The 21,294-nt window shown below is 62.3% G+C and carries 20 protein-coding genes, 1 tRNA gene and 1 pseudogene; 10 read left to right on the plus strand and 12 right to left on the minus strand.

The features are described from left to right. Positions 1-169 precede the first annotated feature (169 nt). Together dnaG and rpoD are read left to right on the plus strand one after the other, a co-directional pair. Positions 170-2,191: a DNA primase gene (gene dnaG, locus Q0687_RS29405; RefSeq protein ID WP_298884943.1), complete on the plus strand. Its 2,022-nt coding sequence runs from the start codon at positions 170-172 to the stop codon at positions 2,189-2,191. Between the two features lie 372 nt (positions 2,192-2,563). After that, entirely contained in the window at positions 2,564-4,717 is a 2,154-nt protein-coding gene (rpoD, locus tag Q0687_RS29410) for an RNA polymerase sigma factor RpoD (RefSeq protein WP_298884944.1), read from the plus strand. An 81-nt stretch (positions 4,718-4,798) separates the two neighbouring features. Here rpoD and Q0687_RS29415 read toward each other — a convergent pair whose 3' ends face one another. Together Q0687_RS29415 and Q0687_RS29420 are read right to left on the minus strand one after the other, a co-directional pair. Then, positions 4,799-5,191, minus strand: a complete 393-nt coding sequence (locus tag Q0687_RS29415) for a hypothetical protein (protein WP_298884945.1) — start codon at positions 5,189-5,191, stop codon at positions 4,799-4,801. Next, on the minus strand, positions 5,188-6,879 hold the full coding sequence (locus tag Q0687_RS29420; RefSeq protein WP_298884946.1) for an AIPR family protein: 1,692 nt from the start codon (positions 6,877-6,879) through the stop codon (positions 5,188-5,190). The genes Q0687_RS29415 and Q0687_RS29420 overlap by 4 nt, the downstream gene beginning before the upstream one ends. Positions 6,880-7,076: 197 nt before the next feature. On the opposite strand from Q0687_RS29420, the pseudogene Q0687_RS29425 reads away from it, so the two are divergent. Next, positions 7,077-7,457: pseudogene (locus tag Q0687_RS29425) on the plus strand (DCC1-like thiol-disulfide oxidoreductase family protein). 276 nt (positions 7,458-7,733) lie between these two features. Here the strand turns inward: Q0687_RS29425 and Q0687_RS29430 are convergent. The 4 genes from Q0687_RS29430 to Q0687_RS29445 form a co-directional block, all read right to left on the minus strand. Beyond that, positions 7,734-7,970, minus strand: coding sequence for a hypothetical protein (locus tag Q0687_RS29430; protein WP_298884947.1), 237 nt, complete (start codon positions 7,968-7,970; stop codon positions 7,734-7,736). A 438-nt stretch (positions 7,971-8,408) separates the two neighbouring features. Next, positions 8,409-8,783 carry a hypothetical protein gene (locus Q0687_RS29435; protein ID WP_298884948.1) on the minus strand — a complete coding sequence of 125 codons (375 nt, stop codon included), beginning with the start codon at positions 8,781-8,783 and terminating at the stop codon, positions 8,409-8,411. 123 nt (positions 8,784-8,906) lie between these two features. Continuing rightward, positions 8,907-9,851 (minus strand): OmpA family protein, encoded by a 945-nt coding sequence (locus tag Q0687_RS29440; protein ID WP_298884949.1) that lies wholly within the window; start codon positions 9,849-9,851, stop codon positions 8,907-8,909. Positions 9,852-9,964: 113 nt separating this feature from the next. Beyond that, positions 9,965-10,492 (minus strand): hypothetical protein, encoded by a 528-nt coding sequence (locus Q0687_RS29445; protein ID WP_298884950.1) that lies wholly within the window; start codon positions 10,490-10,492, stop codon positions 9,965-9,967. Positions 10,493-10,847: 355 nt separating this feature from the next. On the opposite strand from Q0687_RS29445, the gene Q0687_RS29450 reads away from it, so the two are divergent. Beyond that, positions 10,848-11,654 carry a lytic murein transglycosylase gene (locus Q0687_RS29450; protein WP_298884951.1) on the plus strand — a complete coding sequence of 269 codons (807 nt, stop codon included), beginning with the start codon at positions 10,848-10,850 and terminating at the stop codon, positions 11,652-11,654. A gap of 78 nt (positions 11,655-11,732) precedes the next feature. On the opposite strand, the gene Q0687_RS29455 is transcribed toward Q0687_RS29450, so the two are convergent. Further along, positions 11,733-12,620, minus strand: a complete 888-nt coding sequence (locus Q0687_RS29455) for an SDR family oxidoreductase (protein ID WP_298884952.1) — start codon at positions 12,618-12,620, stop codon at positions 11,733-11,735. Between the two features lie 127 nt (positions 12,621-12,747). On the opposite strand from Q0687_RS29455, the gene Q0687_RS29460 reads away from it, so the two are divergent. From Q0687_RS29460 to Q0687_RS29475, 4 genes are all read left to right on the plus strand, one after another. Continuing rightward, on the plus strand, positions 12,748-13,122 hold the full coding sequence (locus tag Q0687_RS29460) for a response regulator (protein ID WP_298884953.1): 375 nt from the start codon (positions 12,748-12,750) through the stop codon (positions 13,120-13,122). Positions 13,123-13,179: 57 nt separating this feature from the next. Further along, complete coding sequence (locus tag Q0687_RS29465; RefSeq protein WP_298884954.1) at positions 13,180-13,791, plus strand: LysE family translocator; 612 nt, start codon at positions 13,180-13,182, stop codon at positions 13,789-13,791. 587 nt (positions 13,792-14,378) lie between these two features. Further along, positions 14,379-15,581 (plus strand): GGDEF domain-containing protein, encoded by a 1,203-nt coding sequence (locus Q0687_RS29470; RefSeq protein WP_298884955.1) that lies wholly within the window; start codon positions 14,379-14,381, stop codon positions 15,579-15,581. 35 nt (positions 15,582-15,616) lie between these two features. Continuing rightward, complete coding sequence (locus tag Q0687_RS29475; protein ID WP_298884956.1) at positions 15,617-16,237, plus strand: peptidoglycan recognition family protein; 621 nt, start codon at positions 15,617-15,619, stop codon at positions 16,235-16,237. A gap of 86 nt (positions 16,238-16,323) precedes the next feature. Here the strand turns inward: Q0687_RS29475 and Q0687_RS29480 are convergent, their stop codons facing one another. From Q0687_RS29480 to Q0687_RS29495, 4 genes are all read right to left on the minus strand, one after another. Beyond that, positions 16,324-16,716, minus strand: coding sequence for a hypothetical protein (locus tag Q0687_RS29480; protein WP_298884957.1), 393 nt, complete (start codon positions 16,714-16,716; stop codon positions 16,324-16,326). A 245-nt stretch (positions 16,717-16,961) separates the two neighbouring features. Beyond that, positions 16,962-17,303, minus strand: coding sequence for a hypothetical protein (locus tag Q0687_RS29485; RefSeq protein ID WP_298884958.1), 342 nt, complete (start codon positions 17,301-17,303; stop codon positions 16,962-16,964). A 192-nt stretch (positions 17,304-17,495) separates the two neighbouring features. Next, the gene (gene rpoH / locus Q0687_RS29490; protein WP_232994409.1) at positions 17,496-18,395 is read right to left on the minus strand and encodes an RNA polymerase sigma factor RpoH; all 900 of its coding nucleotides are present in this window, start codon (positions 18,393-18,395) and stop codon (positions 17,496-17,498) included. Between the two features lie 218 nt (positions 18,396-18,613). Continuing rightward, a complete protein-coding gene (locus tag Q0687_RS29495) occupies positions 18,614-19,621 on the minus strand; it encodes an RluA family pseudouridine synthase (protein WP_298884959.1) in 1,008 nt (335 codons plus the stop codon). On the opposite strand from Q0687_RS29495, the gene Q0687_RS29500 reads away from it, so the two are divergent. Continuing rightward, positions 19,620-19,964: a hypothetical protein gene (locus Q0687_RS29500; RefSeq protein WP_298884960.1), complete on the plus strand. Its 345-nt coding sequence runs from the start codon at positions 19,620-19,622 to the stop codon at positions 19,962-19,964. The two genes, Q0687_RS29495 and Q0687_RS29500, sit on opposite strands and share 2 nt — an antisense overlap. Before the next feature lie 56 nt (positions 19,965-20,020). After that, a tRNA-Glu gene (locus Q0687_RS29505) sits at positions 20,021-20,095 on the plus strand. A 12-nt stretch (positions 20,096-20,107) separates the two neighbouring features. Here Q0687_RS29505 and Q0687_RS29510 read toward each other — a convergent pair. Continuing rightward, on the minus strand, positions 20,108-21,202 hold the full coding sequence (locus Q0687_RS29510; protein ID WP_298884961.1) for a tyrosine-type recombinase/integrase: 1,095 nt from the start codon (positions 21,200-21,202) through the stop codon (positions 20,108-20,110). Positions 21,203-21,294: the final 92 nt, after the last annotated feature.

The following is a 21,294-nucleotide window of genomic DNA, read 5'->3' on the forward strand; positions in this document are numbered from 1 at the left end:
GCCGGGCCGTCGCCCTTCGAGGCTCGCCGAAGAGGCGAGCACCTCAGGGTGACGGTCTTAGGGCTGTGAACAGCGCGCATAATCCTGACAAACCTAACTTTTAGGCCCGCCGCACCTATATCCCTGATCCCTTCGCCCGACTCACCCGGTTTCGCGCTAGACAGAGCCCATGCGCTTCACGCCCCAATTCCTCGACGAGCTGCGTGCCCGGCTTTCGGTCTCCGAAGTCGTGGGCAAGCGCGTCAAGTTGAAGAAGGCGGGGCGGGAGTGGAAGGGGCTGTCGCCGTTCCAGCAGGAGAAGACGCCGTCCTTCTACGTCAACGACCAGAAGGGTTTTTACCACGACTTCTCCTCGGGCAAGCACGGCGACATCATCAACTTCGTGATGGAGACCGACGGCCTGCCGTTCGCCGAAGCCGTCGAGCGGCTCGCCAGCATGGCCGGGCTGCAGCTGCCGGCGGTGACGCCCGATGCGGCGCGGCAGGAGCAGCGCCGCCGCACGCTGCATGACGTGATGGGTCTCGCCGCAAAGTATTTTGCGGAGACGCTGGCCTCGCGCCTCGGCGCCAAAGCGCGCGGCTATCTCGCCGACCGCGCCATTACGCCGGCGACGCAATTGCAGTTCCGTCTCGGCTATGCCTCGCCCGATCGCTTTGCGCTGAAGGAGCATCTCGGCAAGCTCGGAATCTCCGTCGAGGACATGGTCGAAACGGGCCTGTTGATCGGCGGCGAGGATATTCCCGTGCCCTATGATCGCTTCCGCGATCGCGTGATGTTTCCGATCACGGACTTACGCGGCCGCGTCATCGCCTTCGGCGGACGCGCGCTGGAGAAGGACGTTCCGGCCAAATATCTGAACTCGCCGGAGACGCCGCTCTTCCACAAGGGCGACAATCTCTACAATCACCAGACCGCGCGCAAAGCCACCCATGATGGTTCAGCGCTGATCGTGGTCGAAGGCTATGTCGACGTCATCGCCATGGTCACCGCAGGTTTTGCAGGCGCCGTCGCGCCGCTCGGCACGGCGCTCACCGAAAGCCAGCTCGCGCTGCTGTGGAAGATGGCGGACGAGCCGATCCTCTGCTTCGACGGCGACCGCGCCGGCCAGAAGGCCGCTTATCGTGCTGCTGACCTTGCCTTGCCGTTTCTCGCGCCCGGAAAGAGTCTTCGTTTCGCGCTGCTGCCCGAGGGACAGGACCCCGACGATCTCGTGCGCTCCGGTGGGCGCGGTGCGATGGAAGAGGTGATCGCGGCGGCGCGCCCGCTCGCCGACATGCTCTGGTCGCGCGAGCTCGAAGGCGGCAACTTTGCCACGCCCGAGCGCCGCGCGGCGCTCGAAGCGCGCATCAAGGACATGTCCAACGGCATCCGCGACGAGGTTGTCAGGCGCTATTATCGCGAGGATTTCGTCAAGCGGCTCCAGCAAACCTTCTCCCCGGACGGCGGCCGCGGCGGCTTTGCGAACAGGGGCAATTTTCGCCAGGGCCAAGGAGGCGGCGGCCGCGCGTTCCAGCCCCGCGGCGGGAGCGGCGCGAATCGATTCGGTGGGCAGGGCTTTGGCGGAGGCCGCCGCGGCGGTCCGCTGGGGCCGGCCCCGCTGCCTTCGGGCCCCTACCAGGCGTCGAGCCCCCAGCTGGCGGCGAGCCCGATCATGCGCGGACAGCGCAGCGCCATCTCCCGCCGGGAGGCGCTGATCCTGCAATCCCTGATCAACCACCCCTGGCTGCTGCATGATCACCTCGAGGAGGTGGCGGCCCTGGAGATCGCCCATCCCGAGGCCCACAAGCTCCGCGCCGCCATTATCAGCGCCTTCGTCAACGACCATTACCACTCCCCGGACCCCGAGGAGCAGGCCGAGAAGATGCGCGGCGACCTCGAGAAGGGTGGATTTTCCCAGGTTCTTCAACGAGTTGAGGGTGCCATCACCACCGCGGCGGTGTGGGGCGCCCGCGAGGGCGCGGCGCGGGAGGATGTTCTTGCCACCTGGCATCAGCTCGTTGCCTTGCATCGGCAGTACCATTCACTACTTAGGGAGCTGAAGGACGCCGAGCTGGCCTTGGGGGAGGACCCCAGCGAGGCCAATTTGGCGTGGCTGCGTGACGTCAAGGCCCGGCTGGCCGAGGTCGACGGTACTGAGGCCCTGATCGAGGGTTTTGGCGAGCTGTCGGGCCGGTTCCAGAGGAGCGTGTGATGAAAGAATCATGCGGACGGCCGGGCCAGGTACCGCTAAAAGACTCGCCAAATCCATGATTTGGCGGCAAAAACAGGGTTAATCGAGGCTTAACGGTCTTGTAGCACTTTGGCCCCCGCGGCCGCAGGCAGAACAGACGCGTCAGGAATGAATCCGCGCAACAGCTGTTGGCACTTCACCTGCATCCGCCGCGACAAAGAGGCTCACGAAGCGTTAGGCAAATCCGGCGAGAGAAAGGTCGGGGTGGCGAGATATGTGCGCGCCGCCCTTTCCGTGTCGAGATCTGGCGAAGCGAGAGCGTCGAGCAACAGGTTCAAGTGATTTCACGCGGGCGCAGCGCACGTCTGCATGAAACGCGTTTAGGAGCAATGGATGGCCACCAAGGCAAAGACGCTGCAGGCGAAGGACAAGGAAAAAGACGACAAGGCAGCGGACGCTCCCGAGAAGGATTCCCAGGACGCGCCGTCGCCGTTGCTCGATCTGTCCGATGCGGCAGTGAAGAAGATGATCAAGCAGGCCAAGAAGCGCGGCTTCGTGACCTTCGATCAGCTCAATGAAGTTTTGCCGTCCGACCAGACCTCGCCCGAGCAGATCGAGGACATCATGTCCATGCTCTCGGACATGGGCATCAATGTCACCGAAGCCGACGACTCTGAAGGCGAGGAAGACAAGGACGAGGGCGGCGAGGACGAGACCGACAACGAGCTCGTCGAGGTCACCCAGAAGGCCGTCACCGAGGTCAAGAAGAGCGAGCCGGGCGAGCGCACCGACGATCCCGTGCGCATGTATCTGCGCGAGATGGGCACGGTCGAGCTGCTCTCCCGCGAAGGCGAAATCGCCATCGCCAAGCGCATCGAGGCCGGCCGCGAGGCCATGATCGCGGGCCTCTGCGAGAGCCCGCTGACCTTCCAGGCCATCATCATCTGGCGCGACGAATTGAACGAAGGAAAGATCTTCCTTCGCGACATCATCGATCTCGAAGCCACCTATGCGGGTCCCGACGCCAAGGCCGGCATGAACAACGCGATGATCGCAGGTCCCAATGGCGAGAACGGCGAAGCCGCTGCCGAAGGCGGCCAGGCCGCAGTCGCCGGTGCGCCCGCGCATGTCGCGCCGCCGGCCGCACCGCCGGCGCCGACCCCGTTCCGCGCTGCGCCCGCCGGCGGCAATGCCGGCGAAGCCGAGAAGGACCCGGCAGAGGCCGCCGCCGAGTCCGACATGGACGACGACGACGAGTTCGAGAACCAGATGTCGCTTGCGGCGATCGAGGCCGAGCTCAAGCCGAAGGTCGTCGAGATCTTCGACAAAATCGCCGACAGCTACAAGAAGCTGCGCAAGCTTCAGGAGCAGGACATCCAGAACCAGCTCGAGAGCACTTCGCACGGGCCCTCGCTGTCGCCGCACCAGGAGCGCAAGTACCGCAAGCTCAAGGACGAGATCATCGTCGAGGTGAAGTCGCTGCGCCTCAACCAGGCCCGTATCGACAGTCTCGTCGAGCAGCTCTACGACATCAACAAGCGCCTCGTCTCGCATGAGGGCCGCCTGATGCGCCTCGCCGACAGCCACGGCGTCGCGCGCGAGGATTTCCTGCGCAACTATCAGGGCTCGGAGCTCGATCCGCGCTGGCTCAACCGCGTCTCCAAGCTTTCGGCAAAGGGCTGGAAGAACTTCGTCCATCTCGAGAAGGACCGCATCAAGGATCTCCGCCACGAGGTGCATCAGCTTGCAGCCCTGACAGGCCTCGAGATCGTCGAGTTCCGCAAGATCGTGCACTCCGTGCAGAAGGGCGAGCGCGAAGCACGCCAGGCCAAGAAGGAGATGGTGGAAGCCAACCTCCGTCTCGTGATCTCGATCGCCAAGAAGTACACCAACCGCGGCCTGCAGTTCCTCGACCTGATCCAGGAAGGCAATATCGGCCTGATGAAGGCGGTCGATAAGTTCGAATACCGCCGTGGCTACAAGTTCTCGACCTACGCGACCTGGTGGATCCGCCAGGCGATCACGCGCTCGATCGCCGACCAGGCCCGCACCATCCGCATCCCCGTGCACATGATCGAGACGATCAACAAGATCGTGCGCACCTCCAGGCAGATGCTCAACGAGATCGGCCGCGAGCCCACTCCGGAAGAGCTCGCCGAAAAGCTCGGCATGCCCCTGGAGAAGGTGCGCAAGGTCCTCAAGATCGCCAAGGAGCCGTTGTCGCTGGAGACGCCCGTCGGCGACGAAGAGGATTCACACCTCGGCGATTTCATCGAGGACAAGAACGCGATCCTCCCGATCGACGCCGCGATCCAGTCTAACCTGCGCGAGACCACCACGCGCGTGCTCGCCTCGCTCACCCCGCGCGAAGAGCGCGTGCTGCGCATGCGCTTCGGCATCGGCATGAACACCGACCACACGCTGGAAGAAGTCGGCCAGCAGTTCAGCGTGACGCGCGAGCGTATTCGTCAGATCGAGGCGAAGGCGCTGCGGAAGCTGAAGCATCCGTCACGGTCGCGGAAGCTGCGGAGCTTCTTGGATAACTGATTAAGGCATTCATCAAACGAAAACGGCGGGCTGAGGCCCGCTGTTTTTGTTTATCAATGGCTCAGCGCAGTGCTAGGTGCCTCACCCATTGGACTTAGACCAGATGGGGTGAACTTTCCTCAGTTGATCAACCCAGAACTTCAGCAAGTCCTTAGTGTTGTAGCCCAAATGCTGGCCGAGAAGAAAAAAGCCCGGGCCTGGCTGCATATCTCCGTACTTATGCACGACCACGACACTCAATAACCCTCTTCCCGCATCATTCTCGTCGACCGAAATTTCCCCTAGCAGATGAAATAGCCGGGTGTCGTGGGCTACGAACTTCACAGTAGCTATTTTTGATGCGAGATCGGAATAAGGGATCATGCCGCGCATCTTAGCTCGTTCGATCATTGCTAAGCGAGCCTGTTCCTTCGCGGCGCCCCAGTCCTGAGATGATATTCCAAAATCGGATGCTGTTCTAAGCACAGCCGTCACCTCCCAGTGGGATACTCCTCAGCCAAACGCCGCTCAATGAGCCGCGGCTGAAGATTGGAGCCCTTCGCGACTGCATCAGACGCTCCTAACGCGGCATACTCATCGTAAACAATCTTGACGCTTTCTTCGATGCCGACTTGATCAATTCTTTCGGGATGGATTCTCGCCAGTTCGTCCACGCTTGGCTTGGCTTTTCCTGCAAGTCTGGAAGCGACGTACATCGCGACATAGAATAAAATGTTGTTCTTGTCCTTCGGCTGCAGATCGTCCCGCCCGCGTAAGTATGATTGAATGGCTTTGATAAGTTTTGCCGCGATATAATATAGCTCTATCGGATACTCTGAGCTAAATATCTTCGCATAGTCTTCGTCGCGCTTAAGCAGTGATGACGGGCGAGCCCGAGCGTTGTCGGGCCTTTGCATCGAGATCGACATTATAGCTTGAGCGAGCAGCGGGATGCTGATGATTTGCTCTGTCGAGCGGCCTTCATTCTTGTGCTGATTCTTTCGCCGATCATAGAAGATACCAAAGGGTTCTAGATATGCTTCAATATCGCGATGCACCTTGTCCGTCGCGCGCAATGAGGCTGGGGGAATATTAGTCTGGCTGTTGGTCGCCTTGATGATCCGGTCGCTGATTTCGGCCTTTCCAGGCACGATGATACGGACCATTACTTCTCTCTCATCGCCCCCGGTGTTCGTGTCTTGAAAATAGTTGAAAATCTCAGTCGATGTTTGCAGGCCATTGACCAACTGCGGATCTTCGATGGTTATTGTTTTCCCACTTTGAACGGCCTTGGCTGCAATAATGGTAACTCCATTGTTGAGCCACCAAAAGTTCTCATCCGACTTGCTGCGAAGCGATTTTTTGATCTCTTCATTAACTTGCGTTGTGCCCTGATAGTCGCGCACGTTCGCGTCAAAAAGATTCTTTCGTAGTTTCTTGTCGTTGTCGGTGATGAATTTCGCGAACTCGGCCAGTTTAACGAGGGTTACGTAGCCTCCCTGGGCGCTAATGCTCTCGGAGAATTGCAATTCGAAAGACGTTGTCGGCTTTCGACGTGCCAAATCCAAGATCTCGGATGCTCCAACAAATTCGAAACGAAACTGCGCCGAAGAAAACAGTTTGCCGATAGCATCTTTTAGAACATCTGCTTTTCGCGCGACATTCGGGTGGACCTGTTTTGCGTCGCCCCGCGATGCATAGACATAGCGAAATTGCAGGGATGGAAAGCGAGCGGCTAGTTCCTTGTAGACAGCCCGGAAATTCTCGACGGCTGAGCGGACGCCTTCGTTGTAGACCGCTTTAAAGCTTTCGACCGGTTTTGAGAGGTCAAATAGGTCGTTAGTGACAGCCACAAGTCGATTTAAAGTATCTTCCCCGAAACCAGCCGAGGTCTTTGCTTGAAGAATTACGATCTCAAGAGAAACATTCTTCTTGAGAGTCGATACTTCGAAGTCTTCTTGAACAAGATCGCCGTTAGCAAAAATGTATATGCCGTCAATTCCTCCGTCGCCTCCGTCTCCGACAAGGCCAGATTCGATTTCCTCTTCGGATAGATCGGCGTCTTTTAGCACTTGTTCGACAACAAACGTCTCAAAGAAATTGGATTTCGAGGCAGAGGGTGCTCGTTGAGCGCGCTGTTGCTCCAAAATCTGATCAAGGATTATTTGGTCATTGTTGGCCATCTAGTGGTTATTCTCCCGCGCGTAACTCCCTCCATAGTTGTAGATCTCGGTCAGGGAAACAATCAATATCTGAAAATTTGAACTATCAGCGGCCTGTAGGAGGCTGGGGAGTGGGGGCGCGAGGCCATTGGTTGAATTGGGAGCGTCTAAGTTCGGATCGTTCGACCCGATCGTTGTGGGCATTTATCATCGTGACCGTGCCTAGCACCCACCTCACCGTCTGATACAACACCCGCTGCCCTGTCTGTGACGCCGGCATCGACTGGCAGCGCAACAAGCTGCTCGCGCTGGTGCGCGTGGGTACGGTTGAGTTCAAATACGTCAACGAGCAGCCCGATGCACTCGCGCATTTCGGTACGTCGCTCGACGACATCAGGCGTCGCCTGCACGCGACGGATGAGGCCGGCCGACTCATTGTCGGAGCCGATGTCGCGCTCGCGCTGTGGCAGTTAACGCCGGGGGAGGGATGGCTTGCGGCGCTGTTCGGCAATCGCGTGGTGTTGCCGTTCACGCGGTTCTTCTACGACCGCTTCGCCGATCTGCTGTTTGCCTGGAACAAGTGGTGCGGACGCTGGTGAGCGCGCGCCTGAAGCCATTGTGGCTTTGCATCAAATCCATTGGCCGCGGACTCTGACACCTCTCCCCAGCGGGGAGAGGTCGATTTGCGCCTCGCGATGCGAAGCATCGTCGCGTGCAAATCGGGTGAGGGGGTGCAGCACACGGTGAGACCGTAAACCCTCACCCGGCGCGGGACGACGCTTCGCATCGCCCGGGACGCGCCGACCTCTCCCTTGGGAGAGGTGCACCCACTTGCCGCACCAGTTCGGCCCGATCTCGTCGAACTCTTGGTAGCGCTACTTCTTCTTCGCCCCAACCCGCTCGATCCGCTCGATCTCCAGCGGCGGCCGCCCGCTCTTTTCCGCGATCTCGCGGTCCTGGTCCCTGATGAAGTTGCGCGCGGGTTCGTCGCCGTCGAGGCCGCCGAGCAGCTCGGAGGGGACGCGGCGGTTGGAGCGTTGGGAGCCGTCTTCGTAGACGACGTTGAAGAAGGCGAACTCGCCTTTCGGGTTGGTTCCGGGTTTCTTGGCCATGGCGGCTTGTCGTCGATCAGGGCGCCGCAGTCAAATGGCTTTGCGCAGATGTTGACATCCTTCGCGACCGGAATACCGGCGGAGCTTGCTTGGACGTGCCTGGTTTCGACAGGCGGCGGCCTTGTGCCGCTCGCGGCCACCACCTCAATAAACGGCGGGCCGATGAGCCCGCCGTTTATCTTGGGGTCTTCAGCGTCGCCCGGGGCTGGCGGGGCGACAACCTGAGATAGAAGGCTATCGCTTGCGCTCCGCGCTGGCAAGGCAAATCGTGCTGGCGACGATGTCGCAGCGAGCGCATCAGATATGCGGAAGATGTCGTCGCCGGTTCCCGAAAAGCAGATGCTTGGATAATCGAAATAGTTTGTTCATCTTGGATGTTCTCGCAACGCAATGACAACGAACTCGACGCGCGTCGGCATGCTCTGGACGTAACCTAAGTTAATCCGGCGCGATCACGCGATGCGCCTGTGATCGTGGCGGTGTGCGCTGCGTCAGCTGCTGCGGGCAAAGCTGCGATCGATGGTGGCCGCCACCGCCTCCGCCATCCTCGGGCTTGCGCCCCTGCGCCATGATCGCGCTGCCCATCGCGACGGAGCCGAAGGTGATGACGAACGAGGCGAGCAGCAACACGAGCCCGATGCCGGGCGCACGATCGGCGAAGATCAACTCGCGCAGATGTCCGGGGTTGAGCCAGAGCAATCCGCCGACAAGGAGAACGGCCGCGCAAGCGCCGATCGCGAGGTTGATGGCGAGCAGGCGGAACAGCGGAATGCGGAGCAGGGCGGGGCGGTTCGATATGCTGTCGTTGGGCATTGCTGGCTGCCTCATGCCGGCCGCGGCCGGACGCGACATCTGCATGAAAATCATGGCGCACGCGTGGTGCAGGTGATCGTCTCATGTCGCCTGCACCGTGACGTTGATGCGCGTCAAACGCCGTTACGGCGCCACCAGTTCCACCCGTCGGTTCAGCGCGCGGCCGGCGTCCGTCGCGTTGGAGCCGACGGGGGCCAGCAAGCCGACGCCGGCGGTGCGCAGCCGCCCTTGCGCGATGCGAAAGCTCTTCACCAACTCGGCCGCGACCGCTTCGGCGCGGCGCTTCGAGAGGTCGAGATTGTATTCATAGGCGCCCTGGCTGTCGGTGTGGCCGACGATGAAGACGTTGAGTTGCGGCTGGCTGGTCAGCAGCTTTGCGATCTGCTCCAGCGTCGGGCGGCTTTCCGGCTTCAGCACCGCCTTGTCGGTGTCGAAATAGATGCCGTAGAGCGCGATGTGGCCGGTCTCACTGATGCCCTTCGCCATCGCGGCGGCATCCACCATCTTGTTCGCGATCGCGCCTAACTCGGCGATGGTGACCTGCGTATAGATCTCCTGGTTGTTCTGGCTGACGATGATGCTGGCCCAGGTCTCGCGCCCGCCCTCGGTCTTGTGGCCGGCATAATAGTGGTAGTTGAAGCCGTCGACCCACATCTGCGGGACCGGCAGCGTGTCGATGCTTTCGGTGAAGGGAATGGCGCCGCAGGCGTCGGTGTCGCAGGCGAGCTGCGTCTCGAAGCCGGCCTTGGCCAGTTGCGTCTCGAAATTGCGCGACACTTCCAGGATCGAGGGGCCGGGATTGGTGCGATAGGCGATGCGGACAATGCGGCCTTCCAGCCGCCGCGCGTCCGTCGGCTGGCCGTCCCTGAAGGCGGCGGCCTGAATCTTCGTCGCGTCGAAATCCTTCACCACGTAGCCGGTGACGACGCTGCCGGCGAAGCGGCCGATGCCGGGATAGTCGCGCGCGCCCGGCACATCGCGTGTCTGGGCGGAGGCGGCGGTGACGGCGTGGAGGCAGACCAGAATGGCAAGGGTCAACGATCCCTGGATGTGTTTCGGCGCGGGCATCGGCACTCTCTGTCGGTTTAAGGGAATGGGGCGCTGACGTTAGTCGCGCCCACCACGCTGCCGGTTCTCGACAGCGGGCTCCTCTTTTGCCGATGGCCCGAAAAAAGTCTTGCTTACGCGGCCGGCGCGATCAGGTCGCCAGCCTCGCCCGCCTGCGCCGTCTGCTGACGCTCCATCATGTCCTGCCAGAGGCTAGCGATGCTCGCCTGCGTCTGCGGCGCGATCAGGCAATGGCCCTCATTGTCAAAGCCGCAGAACCGCGCGGACGGGTCTTTCCTGACGACGGTCAGCGCCTGGTTGATCATTTCGAGGCAGGTCATCACCTGCTCGACCTGCTGAAGCCGGGTGTGGTGCAGGATGTCCATGAGGCGGAACGTCATTACCGCGGGCTGACCGTAGGTGATGCCGGGCCGGCCGAATTCGAACAGCACGTTCACCGCCGGGAACTTGCCGCGGATGTGCTCGAACATGCCGGCGACGTCGTCCTCACTGCAGGCGACGAGATGGGCGGCTTGCGGCGGCACCGCCGCAGGCGCGCGCGGCGCAAGGCCCAGCGAATTGATCACCTCCTGCTCGATCCATTGCCGCACAGGCGTGGGGGCATTGCGGATCTGATCCGCGGTCAGGGTAATTCCGGTCATGGGCTGGTCTCCTGGGCAGGACGCTGCTGTTCGTTCCAGTCTATGAACGAGGGCATGAGGCACGTTGATGCGGATCAAACCTGCAAGCCTTGATGCTGTCCGCTTTCGACAGGCGCTTCGCGGGCGGGCGCCAATGGTCGGAGTCTGCGATGCTGAAACAATACCACTGTTTTGCCCGACGGGACAAGCGTTATTCGGAAAATCCGCAATTCGTCGTCGCGGCGGTCCTACTGTGCATGGGGTTGTTTTCCGCTTTTTGTGTCTCGCCCTCGGCTCTCGTGTCGCTTTGACGCGAATCCCGTTCCCGGGCATGATCGCCGTCTGTTTCGCGCCCATGTCATGAGGATGCTTTCGTATGTTGAGACCGCTTTTCGCCGCCGCCGTCATCGTTGCGCTCGCCGGCGGATCGGCCGAAGCCGCGCGCTGCGGCGGCGACTTCAACAGCTTTGTCGCCAGCATGAGTGCGGAGGCGCAGGCCGCCGGCGTCTCGGCGGGCGTGACCAGCGCGGCGTTCAGCGGCATCACCCAGGATGGCGCGGTGCTCGCCTTCGACCGGCGCCAGCGCTACACCTTCAACAAGAGCTTCGAGCAGTATGTCTCGACCCGCGTCGGCCCCGGCCGCATCAATGGCGGCCGCGCGCTGCTGCAGCGCCATGCCGCGCTGCTCTCGCGCATCGAGCAGCAGTTCGGCGTGCCCAGGCAGATTCTGGTTGCGATCTGGGGCCTGGAGAGCGATTTCGGCAAGGGCGACATGGGCAAGCTGCCGGTGATCCGCACGCTGACCACGCTCGCGCATGATTGCCGCCGCACCGAGTTGTTCCAGGGCGAGCTGCTGGCCGCGCTGAAGATCGTGCAGCGCGGCGACCTGCCCTTGCGCGACCTGATCGGCGCCTATGCCGGCGAGATCGGCCAGACCCAGTTCCTGCCGTCGTCCTACATCAAATACGGCGTCGATTTCGACGGCGACGGCCATGTCGACCTCCGCCACAGCGTCGCCGACGTGCTCGCCTCGACCGCGAACCTCCTGCACACCAACGGCTTCAAGATGGGCCAGCCCTACGACGAAGGCTCGGCCAATTTCGAGGCGATGCGCGAGTGGAACAGGGCGGTGATCTACCGCAAGACGATCGGGTATTTTGCGGACCGGCTGGCGGGGCAGTGACCCCAGTCTCGTAGGGTGGGCAAAGGCGCAAAGCGCCGTGCCCACCTTTCCTTTCCGTTGTTGGAGGTCGTGGGCACGCTACGCTTTGCCCACCCTACGATAGCGGAGAGTGCGACGCGACGCGAAGCGCGTCCCTCGCTTCCCCTTTGCCATCTTCTCCAGCTTCCGCTGCAGCGGCGCCCAATACGTGCCCGGGCGGAAGCGCTGCAGGATGTCCATGAACTTGGCGTCGTTGCCGATCAGGATGCGCGGCTCGTTGCGCTCGATGCCTCTGATGATGCGCAGCGCCGCATCCCTCGGCGTCGTCCGCGCCGCACGCTCGAACCGGTCGATCGCATCGGCGCGCCGTGAATTGTCGGTGACGCCGACCCCGGTGCGCGACGAGCGCGCGATCGAGGTGGCGACGCCGCCGGGATGAACCACCGATAGCCGCACCGGGCTGCCCGCGACCGCAAGCTCGTGCCGAACGCTCTCGGAAAAGCCGCGCACTGCGAATTTGGCTGCCGTATAGGCGGATTGGCCCGGCGGCGCGATGATGCCGAAGATCGAGGAGATGTTGACAATATGCGCCTGCGGCCTTGTCTTCAGATGCGGCAGGAAGGCGCGCGTGCCGTGCACCACGCCCCAGAAATTGATGTCGAACAGCCAGTCCATCTGCGCCTGGTCGATCTCCTCGAACGTCCCCATCAGCGCCACGCCGGCATTGTTGATGACAATGTCGAGCGCGGGATGGGCCGCGATTGCCTCGCGCGCGAACTCCGCGATGTCACCGGCCTCGCCGACATCGACGCGATGCACGCTGATCTTGCGTTGCGCGCCAAGCTCGGCAGCGAGCGATTTCAATCCCGCCTCGTCGCGATCCGCGAGCGCGAGGTCGCAGCCGCGGTTAGCGAGTTCGATGGCGAGGGCACGGCCGATGCCGCTCGCCGCCCCCGTGATAGCGGCCGCGCCGCGAATCATCGTCATGATGCCCCCCGTCAAGCCCCGCATGCGGGAACAAGGATTTACATTTTTTCAGTTTGGAACCGAACCGTCGTCCCGCTGCATCTTTAACATGCGTTACTTGAATGGAGGCAAGCATTGGGAGCCGCCGATGGGACAGTCCAAGCCATTTCGTGCCACCGCCCTCATCGTTGAAGACGACCCCATGCAGCGGGAGATGCTCTGTCTCCTGCTCGAGGAGAGCGGCTACGAGGTCATCCAGTGCGAGAGCGCTGAAGCCGCCGAGCGAGTCCTGGACAAGAACGCCGGCGCACTCTGCCTGATGCTGACCGACGTGCAACTGGCCGGACGCATGAACGGCGTCGAACTGGCGCACGTCGCCAGGGATCGCAATCCGAAGCTCGACGTCGTCGTCACCTCCGGCCGCCCCCTGGCGCAGGCGCTGCCGGCCGGCGCAAAATTCTGGGCCAAGCCCTGGGCGCCGCTCGACGTGCTCCGCGAAGCCGAGATCGCCCAGTTGAACTGAGCCGCGCTGACCGTGTCGTGACTTCTCGGCAAGCGTCAGCGGTGGTAGGGACGGGACATGTCCTGGTCCTTCCTGCTCACCTCGCTCATCGTCGTCGCCTCGCCCGGCACCGGCGTCCTCTACACCCTGGCTGCGGCACTGACCCGCGGCTCGCGCGCCAGTGTGGCGGCGGCGTTCGGCTGCACGCTCGGGATCGTGCCGCACATGGTCGCGGCGATGCTCGGACTTGCCGCCGTGCTCCACACCAGCGCGCTCGCCTTTGCCGCGCTGAAATGGTGCGGCGTTGCCTATCTGCTCTACATGTCCTGGCAGGCGCTGCGGGAGACGGGGGCGCTTGCAGTCGAGGCTGATATCAAGGAGCGCTCGAGCGGCCGGGTCATCGTCACCGGCTTCCTGATCAACATCCTCAACCCAAAGCTCTCGATCTTCTTCCTCGCCTTCCTGCCGCAGTTCATCGCGGTGGATGAGGCGCATGTGCTGGCGCGGATGCTGGAATTGAGCGGCGCATTCATGGCGATGACCTTTGTGGTGTTCGTCATCTACGGCCTCTGCGCCGCCTCAGTGCGCGAGCGCGTCATCTCCCGTCCCGGCGTGATGGCCTGGCTGCGTCGCTCCTTTGCCGCCGGGTTCGCCCTGCTGGGTGCGAAGCTGGCGTTTGCCGAACGATAGCCAACAAAAAAGCGGGCCTCGCCCGCCATCTTCAAGATCTCTTAGCCTTACCCGACGCCCGGGCGGAGCGTGCTCCACCCGGGCAAAGAACATCCGCGCTACTTCTTCTTCGCGGCCTTCTTGGCCTTTTTCTTCGTCGCCTTCTTCGCCTTCTTCGCTTTCTTAGCCATAGGATCCTCTTAAGGGTTAATGGTGAAACGCGACACGAGGATCGCTCGGCGGAGGGCCAGCCTCGCAACATCCTCGATGACAAACTCAGCAGATTCGCGCGTCTATGCCCCGTGCTGTCACATCTGTGTCATTACGTTATCCACAGCTCAGATGCGTTTTCAGGTGATTTTGGTCCGCGAATCCGCTCCGCGGTCAACTTCAACGCGATTGCGCATCGACGCCGGCGACGTCGCTAACGATCCGATAACCGCGGCGCAGCGTTCATGAATCCAAAACCAAGGCCGCGCTTTCGAGGATCGCAGTGAGGTTCCGTTAAGTGCAACCCGCGCATGATCCTCCGCAAGAACACGGGGACGGGTCATGGACGAACTTCTGCTGGGGTCGGGGGGCGGGACGCTGCGCGTATCGCGGACGCCATGCTGAACGTACCGACGCTCTGGATGGTTTTCGTCGTCAACTTCTCGGCGCTCGGCCTGATCTGGGCCTATGTGACGCGCTCCTATCCGAAATTCGAAGCGGCGCGGTTCTGGATGGCATCAGCCTTCGTCGGCGCCGCCGGCGCGCTGACAGCCTTGGTTCATCAGTTCGTCGATTCTCCAATTCCACTTCTGTTCGGGGGCGCCGGTATTATTTCTGCGAGCTGCCTCTCGGCGATGGGCATTCAGCGCTTCTATGACCGTCCGGTCTATCTGCGGCTCATGGTCGGGACAGCGGTCGCGAGCGTCGCGGGCGTCGTGATCTTCAAGATTGGCTTCGACCAGCTGCAGCTGCGAATGCTCAGCTATACGATCGGTCAGGGCCTGCCGTTGGTGCTGTCGCTGCGTCTGTTGCTCTCGCCGCCGGAGGGCCGCGCCAGCCCGGGCGCGCGGCTGTCCGGCATCGTCATCCTGAGCATCATCGCAATCTTTGTGGCCCGCGCGGTCGGCAATTCGCTCGGCGGCGACTTTTCGGCGTTAGCCGGCACTCAGGCCCATGCTGTCATGGTGCTGGTGCTGCTGTTCCTGTCGATGACGCTCAATTTCGGTTTCCTGTTGATGGCGATGGACCGCCTGCGCAACGAAGTCGCCGACCTTGCGCTACTCGACGATCTCACCGGTGTCGCCAACCGCCGCCATCTGTTGCAGCAGCTGTCCGAGGAATGCGCCCGTTCGGAGCGCAGCGGCGAGCCGTTCTCACTGCTGGTGATCGACCTCGACGGGTTCAAGACCGTCAACGATACCTATGGCCACGCCGCCGGCGATGCCTGCCTCCAGCACTTCACCCTGATGGCCCAGACGCGGCTGCGGCCGGGCGACATGCTTGCCCGCACCGGCGGCGACGAGTTCTGTGTCGTGCTGCCGTCCTCGTCCTTGCGCGAGGGCGCACTGATCGCCCGCCGCATCCTCGATGTCTGCCGCCAGGATGCCGCCGGCTGCTCCGGCAACGACATCCCGATCGCGATCTCGATCGGCGTTGCGGAATGGGACCGCGGCGTCGGCCAATTCCCCGACAGGCTGATCGCGCACGCCGACCATGCCCTCTATGCCGCCAAGAAGAACGGCAAGAACGATTTTGCGATCTACGATCAGGCCCCGCCGCTCTCGCCCGAGCCGGTCGAACCCGCGCGCAGATTCGCCTGAATTCTGCTACGCTGGGTCCGTCGTTGGATCCTGTGATGATATCTCGCCTCGTTGCGGCGGTTCTCGCCGCACTCCTGATCGTCCCCGCCGCCGCCATGGACGCCGAGCTCGCAAAGCTCGCGCGCAGCACCGGCACACCCGATATTCCCGGCCTGAAGATCGTCTGGCTGGCGCCATGGGGCGACGTTGCCGACGCTCATCCCTGGCGCAACATCATCGTCCACCAGACCGAAGGGCCGACGGGCTCGGCCCGCGGCGGTGCGCAGGAGCAGTTCAAAAATCCCACCCGGCGCGGCGTGATGGTCTGGGTCGAGACCGACGGCACGGTCTACTGGTCGGTCGCGGACACCATGGTGCCGACCCATACCGACGGCGCCAATCGCAACGACAACAAATACGTGGACAACAGCACGACCTATCATCAGGTCGTGCGCGACAACTCGATCGGCGTCGAGTTCGCCGGCAACTATCCCGATGTCACGATCGGTCCGACCGAAGCGCAGGTCGCGGCCTGGAAGATCCTGGTCCAGGTCCTGCGCGCGCGTTACGGCATCCCGCTCGATCACGTCTATGCCCACAACTGGATCGACTTCAAGGACGCCCGCTATTGCGAAGGCTGCTGGCTCGCAACGCTGGCAAGAACGTGGGGCGAGTAGGGCATCTCGCATAGCGTCCGGCAACCCGAGGCGAAAACCTCCAGTGCCGGACGGCACCGTTATCGTCCGATTGACCTTCCCCGTCATCAGGAAAATGCCTTTGGAAGATCGACGGACGGCTTGGTGACGATCTGGTGCGCGTCGCGCCAGATCACCTCGCGCTGGCGCGAAGTCGTGATCGTCCGCACCGGCAGGCCACCCTCTTCGAGCAGCCACGCGCAGTAGCGCGCACGGCTGACGCATTCGCGTGCCCCGGGATCGAACCAGCAGATGCCCCAGATTGAATCGCGCCGCTTGAAGTGCCGCGCGATACGCCCGGGCAGCGGCAGATGCTCCGCGAACCAGTTGAACTGGTCCGAGAGCTCGTGCCGGATCCAGTCCGGACAGCCGTTGCGCTGGATGTACCAGGACGCACGAAAGAAGCCGCTCTCCACGCGGCTGTGCGGGTGGATGAGCGGTGTAACGAACCGCAAATACATGACGACACGGCGCGACGCGGTGTTGCGTCACGCCCCTCGTAGCCGGATGGAATGAATGGAGAGCAGCCGCGAAGCGGCGTTCGGCCTATGACCGGTTGCCGATCGGAGATGGGCGACGGTCAGAACGTATCGAACTGCTAATCATGCCGCCTCCCTCGAAAGCGCTGAACAGGAAGGGCGCGACCGCGCGCCGGGCGGCAGCACATACACCAGCAGGCGTTCTGCGACAAGCGCGATGAACCATGTCATACCGGCTGCGACATCCAGCCGAACAGCCGCCTGATCAATCCCGGCCGCTCAGGCAATTCCGGCGGACCGTCCGCGGCCAGCACGCGGTTGAGGAAGAAATCCAGAAACACCATGTCGTTCGGCTCGGTGACCGTGAACTGGTCGTCGCCGAAGAACACGCTGTAATCGTAGAAGAACGGCCCAACGAACGGCACGGTCGCGGTGGAAGCGTTGTCCTTGGAGATCACGAACTCCGAGGGATCGAGGCCGTGGTCGCGCATGGCCTGCTCGACCTGCGGCAGCTTGCGCATGAACTGGGCGGAGAAGCCGCCGACGGTGGATTGCAGGATGATCGACACGAGGCGTGTCCGTTCTCTTGAGGTCCGATCATGTTTGGTCGGCTGACCCGTCATTGGCGTTCAAGATGCCGCGCCGGCATCTCTCGCAACCATGCTGCGGTTCACACAAAAAAGCCGGCGTTGCCGCCGGCTTGTCGTGTCTTGTCGATGCGCGAATTCCTGCCGGCAGTTCCTGGCGCAGGAGGCCTTCGCTTAGTGCGCGGCTTCCAGCGCAGCCTGCTCCTGCCTCGCAATCGTGCCCTTGACCGCGGACTGCACCTTCTCGAAGGCGCGGACCTCGATCTGGCGGACGCGCTCGCGCGACACGCCGAACTCGGCGGCAAGGTCTTCCAGCGTCATCGGCTCATCGGCGAGGCGGCGCGCCTCGAAGATGCGGCGTTCGCGCGGGTTGAGCACGCCCATGGCGCCGTTCAGCGCGTCACGGCGGTGATCATACTCCTCATGCTCCGCCATCAAGGCTTCCTGGTTGGGCGTATTGTCGACCAGCCAGTCCTGCCATTCGCCGGCTTCGCCGTCGTCCCGGATCGGCGCGTTGAGCGACGCATCGCCACCGAGGCGGCGGTTCATGTCGATCACGTCCTGATCGGTGACGCCGAGGCGCTTGGCAATGATCTTCACCTGGTCGGGGCGGAGATCGCCCTCGTCCAGCGCGTTAATCTTGCTCTTCGCCTTGCGCAGGTTGAAGAACAGCTTCTTCTGGTTCGCGGTGGTGCCCATCTTCACGAGCGACCAGGAACGCAGGATGTACTCTTGAATCGACGCCTTGATCCACCACATCGCGTAGGTGGCGAGACGGAAGCCCTTCTCGGGCTCGAAACGCTTCACCGCCTGCATCAGGCCGACATTGCCTTCCGAGACGACCTCGGAGATCGGCAAGCCGTAGCCGCGATAGCCCATGGCGATCTTGGCGACGAGCCGGAGATGGCTGGTGACGAGTTGATGTGCCGCGTCGCGATCGTCATGCTCGCGCCAACGCTTGGCGAGCATGTATTCCTGCTGGGGTTCCAGCATCGGGAACTTGCGGATTTCGGCGAGGTAGCGAGAGAGGCCGGATTCTCCGTTGAGGACCGGCAAAGCAGCGGTACGGGCCATTGTGAAGCCCTCCAAGGTTCAGGCCCCCGATAGCGGCGGGCCAGGCAGACGACCGCTTGGTTAAAGCCGGCCGTAGCTGCGATGTTCCACGTTGGTCATTTCCAACGCAGGCGCAATATACCCCATCGGGGGTCAAAAAGGGAAGGATTGCTGACGTCACGTCCCCGTGTGGCAGCTATAACTTTTTGTAAGGTAAGGCTTTTCTCAAAGCCCCTGCGTCATAGCGCCGCTTTCAGAACGCTTTCCAGGAGAAGCAAATCCTCCGGCAGACCCGCCTCCCAGTGAAGAAGTTCTCCGCTCCTGGGGTGCTCCAATACCAGTAAATAAGCATGCAGGGCCTGACGTCCAAGCGCCGATAAAGCGGCTTGCGACTCGGGCCCGAGCTGGTTCGCCTTGGTCTTGAAATGCGGGCCATAGACCGCATCCCCCATCAAGGGATGGCCGATATGGGCGAGATGGACGCGGATCTGGTGGGTGCGTCCGGTCTCGAGCTCGCAGGCCAGCAGGGAGGCGATCGGCTTGCCGTCGCGGCCGTTAAAACTCTCCAGGAGCTCCCAATGCGTCACCGCCTCGCGGCCGCCCTGGCGCACCGCCATCTTTTCCCGCGCATGGGGATGGCGGTCGATGGGCGCATCGATGGTGCCGCGGTGCCGGCCCGGCAGCCCCCAGGCGAAGGCCATATAACCGCGCCGCATCGGTCCGGTGCGGCCGTGATCGGCGAATTGGGCGGTGAGCGAGGCGTGCGCGAGGTCATTCTTGGCGATCACCATCAGCCCGGTCGTGTCCTTGTCGAGCCGGTGCACGATGCCGGGCCGGCGCACCCCGCCGATCCCCGACAGCGAACCGCCGCAATGGGCGATCAGCGCGTTGACCAGCGTCCCGGTCTCGTGCCCGGCCGCGGGGTGCACGACCAGTCCTTTGGGCTTGTTGATGACGATGATGTCGTCGTCCTCGAACACGATATCCAGCGCGATATCCTCGCCCTTGGGCTCGGGCGGGGCCGCCTCCGGCACGTCGATTATGATCGTATCGCCTGAAGTGACGTGATAAGCGGGGTCGCGGACCTCGGTGGCCTTCAGGCTCACCGCGCCGGCCAGAATCAAGGCTTTCAACCTTGATCGCGACAGGTCCGGCAGGCGCGCCGCGAGCACGCGGTCGAGCCGGGCCGAGCCCTCGTCGCCTGCGACCACGACTTCCAACCTTTGCGCTGACCCTGAGCTTTCCATGACGACGTCTGATACCGCTGTTCCCGAACCGACCCCCGAGCAGGCCGCGCTGTTCGCGCGGGTGCGGCGGATGATGCTGATCGCGGGGTTGACCACGGCGCTGGCTGTCTGCGCCGTCCTGATCGCGGTGGGCTACCGCCTTTTCAAGTCCGAGGGAAGGGCGACCGAGCCGTCGAGCAACGTCACCGCCACTCTGCCGAAGGGCGCCAAGATCGTCGCGACCGGCGTCGCCGGCGATCGCCTCGTGGTGACCCTGGATATCGGCGGAGTCACCGAGATCCGCACCTTCGACGCCCACACCTTGAGGCCGACCGGGCAGCTCAAATTCGCCAATGAGCCGTAAAATGGCAGTTCAGTCCTTGCAGAGGACAAATTTCGAGGCTATTGGCTAGCCCTCACGCTCCCTTCGTCTAGCGGTTAGGACGCGGCCCTCTCAAGGCTGAAACAGGGGTTCGATTCCCCTAGGGAGCGCCAGTGGCTTCTTCTTCACTTTGATTTTCCTTTGGCTTTTGCCTCTCTTCCCAAACTGGCGGAAGGGGTTTGGGGAATTCTGTTCGCCTTGTAGTCTTCTAACTTTTGGATCGCGTGCCGACCCCCGCGCCGACGATCAGCTTCGCGCGTGTAACGCTCAGCTTCGGCCAGGGTGAGATGACCAAGTGCAGCCATGATCTGATGAGCAGTCGCGCCCGCGTCGGCGAGGAGGCGGCCGAAGGTCTTCCGTAGACCGTGCGGCCGGCAATCAAGCGGCAGGCCGGCCTCAGTCATTGCATCTCGCATCCAACCGCTGAAGCCATCCACAGTGAAGGGCTTGCCCCATTCAGAGGTTAGAATACAGACGTGTCGTCGCGGAAGCGCTGCGAGAGCTGCGCGAAGTGACTGCGCCTGCTTGACCAGGACAGGGACGCCGGTCTTGCGTCTTGTGTATTCAAAATCCTCTGCATCGGCTTGCACCCAAGTTGTCAAGTGCGTATCGACGCGCGCCGTACCCACGTGGAGCATCAGTTCGTATGCTGCGCGCTGCTTTGTGCCAAAGGGCCATCGCGTTTCGAAGGCGGCCATCTCGGTATCTGTCCAAGCTCGAATTTCCTTCGACCTACCTCGCTTAATGCCGTCGGACGGATCGACAGCAAGCCATTTCAGATCGTCCTTTGCATGACGGATCAAGATTCGAAGCTTCTTTAACGTGTCGATCTTTGCGCCGGGTTTGTTATGGAGCGGTTTGAGGATCTTCTCCTCGATGCGGTCTTTGGTAAGGCCTGCGACCGCCCGGTGCCCGTGATCACGCCTAAGCTGATCCAAACGACCCCGATATCCGCTCTTGCTACCCTCGCCGAGGGACGCAAACGCATCGCTGTTCAGATAGGACGTTACGAGTGCGCCGATTGATTGAGGCTGGTCCCTTGCGATCGCCGGCCTTGTCGCCGCCTGCCCGGCGACAGCAGCGGCGTAAGCCAGCTTAAAGGCGTCCGAATTGGGGTCACCAGGGAGCTTAATCCGTGGCCCCTTGCCGACTCGGTAGGACAAGTAAACATGTCCCTTGACGACGTTCTTCTCGACGTTCGGCGGCAACTTGCGGCGCATCGCTAATCATCCCAGCCGTTGTTCGACGAATCGGTAACTTCGCCGTCCAACGGCAGCCCATCAATTGCATGATCGAGTAGGCGAACGTCCCA

Source organism: uncultured Bradyrhizobium sp. (assembly GCF_936928535.1).
Lineage (GTDB): Bacteria > Pseudomonadota > Alphaproteobacteria > Rhizobiales > Xanthobacteraceae > Bradyrhizobium.